Origin of the sequence: Intrasporangium sp. (assembly GCF_040414665.1) — a bacterium.
In the GTDB taxonomy this organism is placed as follows: domain Bacteria; phylum Actinomycetota; class Actinomycetes; order Actinomycetales; family Dermatophilaceae; genus Intrasporangium.
Genome location: NZ_JBEDUL010000139.1, coordinates 1 through 7,004 on the forward strand (window position 1 = coordinate 1; position 7,004 = coordinate 7,004).

Consider the following 7,004-nt stretch of genomic DNA (forward strand, 5'->3'; position numbering starts at 1 on the left):
GAGGGCCGCATCTCCCAGATCAAGGCCGAGATCGAGAAGTCGGACTCCGACTACGACCGCGAGAAGCTCCAGGAGCGCCTCGCCAAGCTCGCCGGCGGCGTGGCCGTCATCAAGGCGGGCGCGGCCACCGAGGTCGAGCTCAAGGAGCGCAAGCACCGCATCGAGGACGCCGTCCGCAACGCGAAGGCTGCCGTCGAGGAGGGCATCGTCGCCGGTGGTGGCGTCGCGCTCATCCAGGCCGCCAAGGCCGTCGACTCCCTCAACCTCGAGGGTGACGAGGCGACCGGTGCCAACATCGTGCGCGTCGCTGCGGAGGCTCCGCTCAAGCAGATCGCGATCAACGCAGGTCACGAGGGCGGCGTCGTGGCGGAGAAGGTCCGCCACCTCGGTGCGCACGAGGGCCTGAACGCTGCGACGGGTGAGTACGGTGACCTGCTCGCTGCGGGCATCATCGACCCGGTCAAGGTGACGCGCTCGGCGCTGCAGAACGCCGCGTCCATCGCCGCGCTCTTCCTCACGACCGAGGCCGTCATCGCCGACAAGCCGGAGAAGGCCGCGGCCGCCGCGGGTGCCCCGGACATGGGCGACATGGGTGGCATGGGCTTCTGAGTCCAGCACCACCTCGCTGAGTGCCGAACGCGCGGAATGTCGCGCGTTCGGCACTCGCCTTTTCTGCCGTATGCCGGAGGGCGGCTCCCGTTCGTGAGGAGCCGCCCCCCGGTGGGACTCGATCCGGACCAGGGGCAGAACGGATGGTGTCCGGATCGAGCGCTCGGCACCGAGTCAGGCGAACAGGGCCCGGGTCGCCGTCTCGTGCTGCTCGTAGGCCGTCGACGCCCTCGCCGTCAGGGTGCTGATCTCCGCGAGCGTCGTGTTGATCTTGTGCTGCATCTGGTTGTAGCGCTCCAGGACGTCGTCGAACTGTCTGCGCGCCGGGCCCTCCCAGGCACCGCTCAGCGATCCGAGCCGGGCGCGGAGCGCGGAGGTAGCCGACTGGATGTCGTCGGAGAGTCGCTGGATGTCGACAGCTGCGACTCGGATCGCCTCCGTGTCGACGATGGACCTGGCCATGTGCTTCTCCTTCGCATCGGCCGTGGTGGGCCGCTTGGTGACCTGACACCGTGAACGCTAGGCGGACTCGTCCTGCCGCCCTCCGACTTGTCCACAGGTCCTGTCGGTCTCGCTGACTAGGCTCGCTCGTATGACGCTGTTCATCGACGAGCCGATCTGGCCGGCGCACGGTCGGCACTTCGCGCACCTCGTCAGCGACACGTCGTACACCGAGCTCCATGACTTCGCCCGGACGGTCGCCCTCCATCCCCGGTCCTTCGACGGGGACCACTACGACGTGCCGGACGTCCGCTGGGGCGACGCTGTCGCGGCCGGTGCCACGCCGACGACCGGCCTCGACCTTGCGCGGCGGCTCAACGCGTCCGGCCTCCGACTGCGCAAGCGCAAGGGCGATCGGGGCCTCGTCCGGCACCTCGCGGTCCCCTTCCCGAACGGGCCGAGCCACGTCGACCTCGTCGCCTCGGCGAAGCCGGTTCCGGAGGCCCAGGTCTTCGCGGCGATGCTCTTCGTGCGCGACGCTGCCGGGCACTTCGCCGCGGTCCACAGCGTGCGGCGTGCCGAGTGGAGCTCGCCGGGCGGCTGGCGGGAGCCGGGCGAGACGCCGATCGAGAACGCGCTGCGCGAGACCCATGAGGAGACGGGCCTCCGGGTCGAGCACACTCGGGTCAGCGTCGTCGGCTACGAGCGGTTCACGCCCCTCGCGGATGACAACCTCATCGACCCACGCCGCCCCTTCCTGCAGGCCTTCCGAGCCGACCTCGACGTCGTCCTGCCCCCGATCACCCAAGGTGATGACGGGGTCCACGAGACGCGTTGGGTGACTCCGGACGAGTACGCCGAGCTGTGCTCGCACCTGTTCTGGTGGCCACTGGCGGCGGCCGCCTTCCCGGACCTCCGCTGACGCCGACGCGTACTGCCCACTCGACGAGCAGCCACGAGGAGCCGACCACGCGCGGAGCGAGCGGGGACGAAGGGCGAGCTCAGCGGCATACGGGATCTGTCTGTTTGTCATGCTTGCGGAGCCGGCCGCATCGGTGGTGGTGTTGCACGTGGCGCTCCACCCCCACTCATCGAGGAGAAGCAACTCATGCGCGCACCCAGCCCCGGCTATGCGATCACCGTCCGCGTCGAGACCCCGACCTCGGCGGATGCGACGGGAGGGCTGGTGGCCGCGGTGGCCAGGGCTGGCGGCTCGCTGACCGCGCTCGACATCGCCGAGTCGACGCACGACCGGCTCGTCGTCGACGTGACCTATGACGCGTCGGACGCGGACCACGCCGAGGGAATCGCCCAGGAGCTCGCGACGGTCCCCAACGTCACCGTCCGCAAGGTCAGCGACCGCACCTTCCTCATGCACCTCGGCGGCAAGCTCGAGGTCAACCCCAAGGTGCCGCTCAAGCACCGTGACGACCTGTCGCGCGCCTACACCCCCGGGGTCGCCCGGATCTGTCTCGCCATCGCCGCCAACCCGGCCGACGCGCGTCGCCTGACGATCAAGCGCAACACCGTCGCCGTGGTCACGGACGGTTCGGCGGTGCTCGGGCTGGGCAACATCGGGCCGGCCGCGGCGCTGCCGGTCATGGAGGGCAAGGCGGCGCTCTTCAAGCAGTTCGCGGGCGTGGACGCCTGGCCGGTGTGCCTCGACACGCAGGACACCGAGGAGATCATCTCGATCGTCAAGGCGATCGCGCCGGTCTATGGCGGGATCAACCTCGAGGACATCGCTGCGCCACGGTGTTTCGAGATCGAGCGACGGCTGCGGGCCGAGCTCGACATCCCCGTCTTCCACGACGACCAGCACGGCACGGCGATCGTGGTGCTGGCGGCGCTGACCAACGCGCTGCGGGTCGTGGGCAAGGACATCGGGTCGGTCCGCATTGCCATGAGCGGCGTCGGCGCCGCGGGGCACGCGATCATCGAGCTGCTCCTCGCGCAGGGGGCCACCGACATCGTAGCCAGCGGGCGCAGCGGGGCCATCCACGACGGCCAGTCCTACAGCGATCCCGACCGCGAGTGGATCGCGGAGCACACCAACCGGCGCCACGAGGAGGGATCACTGCGAGACGTGATCCGGGGGGCGGACGTCTTCATCGGCGTGTCGGCGCCCAACCTCCTCACCGGCGAGGACATCGGGACGATGGCCGACGATGCGATCGTCTTCGCGCTCGCGAACCCCGACCCGGAGGTCGACCCCTTGGAGGCGAGCAAGCACGCGGCGGTCGTCGCCACCGGACGGTCCGACTATCCCAACCAGATCAACAACGTCCTCTGCTTCCCCGGGTTCTTCCGCGGGATGCTGGACTCCGGGTCCTCGGAGATCACCCAGGAGGTCATGGTCGCGGCAGCGCACGCCATTGCCGACGCGGTGACGCCCGAGGAGCTCAACGCGAGCTACATCGTGCCGTCGGTGTTCGACCCGGTGGTGGCGCCCGGGGTTGCCGCCGCGGTGCGAGCGGCCGTCGAGGCCAAGAGCGCCGACGTGCCCGAGACACGCACCACTCCGGTCGGCAAGGTGCTCTGAGCCGGATGTCCGGGCATCCCGACGCCGAGGTCCCTGCCCCCGCGGTCGAGCGGCAGGACGAGATCCTCACTCCCGGGGCGGTGGCCTTCGTGGCCTCGCTCCAGCGGGAGTTCGGGGGGAGACGGGACGAGCTGATCGCCGCGCGGCGGGTGCGTCGCGATGAGGTGGCTCAGAGCGGGCGGCTCGACTTCCTCGCAGAGACGGCACCTGTCCGTGACAGCGAATGGATGGTGGCGCCGGCGCCCACGGACCTCGTGGATCGCCGGGTCGAGATGACGGGGCCGACGGACCGCAAGATGACGATCAACGCGCTCAACTCGGGGGCGCGAGTCTGGCTCGCCGACCTCGAGGACGCGAGCACGCCGCACTGGAGCAACGTCATCGGCGGGCAGGTCAACCTCCGCGACGCGATCCGCGGGACCATCAGCTTCACGTCGCCGGACGGCAAGACCTACGAGCTGGTGACCGACCAGCGACGTCCCACCATCGTCATGCGCCCGCGCGGCTGGCATCTCGACGAGCGGCATCTTGTGGTGGACGGCAGGGCGGCCACCGGCGCGCTCGTCGACTTCGGGCTGTACTTCTACCACAACGCGTTGGAGCTGCTCGAGCGGGGGAGTGGGCCCTACTTCTACCTGCCCAAGACCGAGTCCCATCTCGAGGCGCGGCTCTGGAACGACGTGTTCACGTTCGCTCAGCAGGCCCTGCAGATCCCGTACGGCACGATCCGCTCGACGGTGCTCATCGAGACGATCCCGGCCGCCTTCGAGATGGAGGAGATCCTCTTCGAGCTGCGCGACCACGTCTCCGGGCTCAACGCGGGCCGCTGGGACTACCTCTTCTCGGTGATCAAGTACTTCCGCGACGGCGGGCCGGAGTTCGTCCTGCCGGACCGCGCATCGGTGCCGATGACGACCCCGTTCATGCAGGCCTATGCCGAGCTGCTCGTCCAGACCTGCCACAAGCGGGGGGCGCTCGCCATCGGCGGGATGTCGGCGTTCATCCCGAGCCGCCGGGACGAGGAGGTCAACGCGCGCGCGTTCGACCAGGTCCGGCGGGACAAGGAGCGCGAGGCGGGGCAGGGCTTCGACGGCTCGTGGGTCGCCCACCCGGACCTCGTTCCCCTGTGCCGGGACGTCTTCGACGGGGTGCTCGGCGATCGCCCGAACCAGCTCCGCGTGCTCCGCGAGGACGTCGATGTCGACGCCGAGGACCTGCTCGACTTCCGGTCGGCCGGCGGGGCGATCACCCGGGAGGGGCTGCGCACCAACATCGAGGTGGGCCTGCTCTACCTCGATTCCTGGCTCGGGGGCAACGGCGCGGTCGCCATCCACAACCTCATGGAGGACGCCGCGACGGCCGAGATCTGCCGCTCCCAGATCTGGCAGTGGGTGCACAACGGCTCGGTGTTGGACGACGGCACCCCGGTCACCGCGGAGCTCGTGCGAGAGCTCCTGGCCGAGCAGCTCGCCACCTTCCGTGCGGATCTCGAGGACTTCGGCTCACGGGAGTTCGCCACTGCGGCAAGGGTCTTCGAGGAAGTTGCGCTGGCTGACACGTTCGTCGACTTCCTGACGCTGCCGGCCTACGAGGCTGTGGCGGAGTGAGCCTCGACGACCTGGCCAGCCGCCTCGATCGGCAGCTCGCGGACGCCGACGCGGCGCTGGCCCGCAAGTACCCCGGTGACCGGGGCGTGCGCCAGCCGTTGCACACGGTGTACGTCCCCGCCAGCTCGTATGCCGCTGGGCTCGTCCCCGAGTGGCGTGACCGCGCGCTCGCCACCCTTGACGAGCACGGCCCCGACGCGGGGTCCTTCGCGCGAGTCGCTGGCCTTGCCGAGGAGGGCATGGCGGAGGTCTATCCTCGGGTGCGGGCCAAGCTCGAGCGCGAGCCGATCGAGGACCTGCGGATCGACTTCGAGGACGGCTACGGGGCGCGGCCGGACGACGAGGAGGATGCAGCGGCCGTGAGTGCCGCTGTGGCGCTGGCCGATTCGGTCTCCGCTGGCGAGGCCGCACCGTTCCACGGAATCCGGTTCAAGTCCCTGGAGGCGCCGACCCGACGGCGGGGGCTGCGGACGCTGGACCTGTTCGTCGCGGAGCTGGCCCGGCGTGGCGGGGTGGGGGATGGCTTCGTCGTGACACTGCCCAAGGTCACGTCCGTCGACCAGGTGGCGGCGATGGTGACCGCCTGCGACTGGCTCGAGTCCGCGCACCGGCTCGCTCCCGGTCGGCTCCGCTTCGAGGTCCAGGTGGAGACGCCCCAGGCGATCCTCGGTGCAGACGGCACGGCGCTCGTGGCCCGGATGATCCACGCCGGCGCCGGCAGGGTCACGGGTCTGCACTACGGGACCTATGACTACTCCGCGTCGATGGGGATCGCTGCGGAGTACCAGAGCATGGAGCACCCGGTCGCGGACCACGCCAAGGCGGTGATGCAGGTCGCCGCGGCGGGGACTGGTGTCCTGCTGTCGGACGGTTCGACCAACCTCCTGCCTGTGGGTGATGCGACGGCGGTGCGCCGGGGTTGGGCCTTGCACGCCCGGCTGGTCCGTCGCTCGCTCGAGCGCGGCTTCTACCAGGGCTGGGACCTGCACCCGGCTCAGCTGCCGACCCGGTATGCCGCCACCTTTGCCTTCTATCGGGAAGGTCTCGAGTCTGCGGCCGCACGGCTTCGCGACTATGTGGGCCAAGCGGATTCGACGTATCTCGACGAGCCGGCCACTGCTGTCGCCCTCGCCGGCTTCGTGCTGCGTGGTGTCGAGTGCGGTGCAGTGGACGACGCCGAGGTGTCCGAGAAGGCTGGCCTCGACCGGGCGGCCTTGGCACGCCTCGCCCGCCGAGCCACCGCTCGCTGATCACATGAGCAGGAAATGCGCGCGGCCGGCTCTGCACCCTCGACGGTTTGGCGGAGGCCGCGTAGGTTCGGGGTCACATGGACAGACTCGCGCGGATCAACAACGAGGAATCGGGGGCGCTCACCACGGCGCTCCTCGCTTGCTGTGACGTGCCGGCCTGGGCCGAGACGATGGTCGCCGGCCGTCCGTATGCCAGCCTGGCCGACCTCATGGCCGAGGCCGACACAGCCGCCCGGCGTCTGAGTCGGGCCGAGGTCGAGCGCGCGCTCGCGGCGCACCCACGGATCGGCGAGCGCGCGAAGGGGTCCGGAACGGAGTCGTCGTGGTCGCGCCAGGAGCAGTCCACCGTGTCACGGGACGAACGGACCCAGCAGGAGCTGCTCGAGGGCAACCGCGCCTACGAGGAACGGTTCGAGCGGGTTTTCCTCATCTGCGCGACCGGCCTGGGCGCCGACGAGATCCTCGCCTCGTTGCGGGATCGGCTGGGCAACGACGACGCGACCGAGGAGGCGGTGGTGGCTGAGGAGCTCCGCAAGATCGCGCTGCTCCGGCTGC

General features: G+C 70.1%; 7 protein-coding genes. 6 read left to right on the forward strand and 1 reads right to left on the reverse strand.

The genetic code is table 11. The annotated features are described in order from the left end of the window. Window positions 1–609 (forward strand): TCP-1/cpn60 chaperonin family protein (locus ABF401_RS14260; RefSeq protein ID WP_353510231.1); only part of this gene is annotated, 609 nt, incomplete at its 5' end. 174 nt (window positions 610–783) lie between these two features. On the opposite strand, the gene ABF401_RS14265 is transcribed toward ABF401_RS14260, so the two are convergent. Next, window positions 784–1,071 carry a WXG100 family type VII secretion target gene (locus ABF401_RS14265; protein ID WP_353510232.1) on the reverse strand — a complete coding sequence of 96 codons (288 nt, stop codon included), beginning with the start codon at window positions 1,069–1,071 and terminating at the stop codon, window positions 784–786. Window positions 1,072–1,201: 130 nt separating this feature from the next. Between ABF401_RS14265 and ABF401_RS14270 the strand changes: the two genes are divergently transcribed. From ABF401_RS14270 to uraD, 5 genes are all read left to right on the forward strand, one after another. Beyond that, on the forward strand, window positions 1,202–1,972 hold the full coding sequence (locus tag ABF401_RS14270) for a DUF4031 domain-containing protein (RefSeq protein WP_353510233.1): 771 nt from the start codon (window positions 1,202–1,204) through the stop codon (window positions 1,970–1,972). A gap of 186 nt (window positions 1,973–2,158) precedes the next feature. Then, window positions 2,159–3,592, forward strand: coding sequence for an NAD-dependent malic enzyme (locus ABF401_RS14275; RefSeq protein ID WP_353510234.1), 1,434 nt, complete (start codon window positions 2,159–2,161; stop codon window positions 3,590–3,592). A 5-nt stretch (window positions 3,593–3,597) separates the two neighbouring features. After that, window positions 3,598–5,199 (forward strand): malate synthase A, encoded by a 1,602-nt coding sequence (gene aceB / locus ABF401_RS14280; protein WP_353510235.1) that lies wholly within the window; start codon window positions 3,598–3,600, stop codon window positions 5,197–5,199. Further along, window positions 5,196–6,449, forward strand: a complete 1,254-nt coding sequence (locus ABF401_RS14285; protein ID WP_353510236.1) for a DUF6986 family protein — start codon at window positions 5,196–5,198, stop codon at window positions 6,447–6,449. Before aceB ends, ABF401_RS14285 begins: the two co-directional genes overlap by 4 nt. A gap of 77 nt (window positions 6,450–6,526) precedes the next feature. Beyond that, a partial coding sequence (gene uraD, locus ABF401_RS14290) for a 2-oxo-4-hydroxy-4-carboxy-5-ureidoimidazoline decarboxylase (RefSeq protein WP_353510237.1) occupies window positions 6,527–7,004 on the forward strand: 478 nt, incomplete at its 3' end.